Consider the following 277-nt stretch of genomic DNA (forward strand, 5'->3'; position numbering starts at 1 on the left):
GCTCCGCAGGCAAGACTCGAACTTGCGACCGATCGGTTAACAGCCGATTGCTCTACCACTGAGCTACTGCGGAATAAAAATATTTTAACGACAACTATTGTATATTATCATTTTTTTGTTAGCTAGTCAATAACTATTTAAGAATTAATGTTGCTTTTTATGTATTTGCAACCATAAAAAGAGCAGCATATGTAATTCTTTTGCCAGGCGGCGTCCTGCTCTCACAGGGGGAAACCCCCAACTACCATCGGCGCTGAAGAGCTTAACGGCCGTGTTC

The 277-nt window shown here is 42.6% G+C and carries 1 tRNA gene and 1 rRNA gene; both read right to left on the reverse strand.

Annotation, left to right across the window (positions count from 1 at the left end):
* Position 1: 1 nt before the first annotated feature.
* A tRNA-Asn gene (locus RG959_RS24055) sits at positions 2-73 on the reverse strand.
* 129 nt (positions 74-202) lie between these two features.
* A 5S ribosomal RNA gene (rrf, locus tag RG959_RS25710) occupies positions 203-277 on the reverse strand; the annotation flags it as partial.

Source organism: Domibacillus sp. 8LH, from assembly GCF_038806185.1.
In the GTDB taxonomy this organism is placed as follows: Bacteria; Bacillota; Bacilli; order Bacillales; family Domibacillaceae; genus Domibacillus; species Domibacillus indicus_A.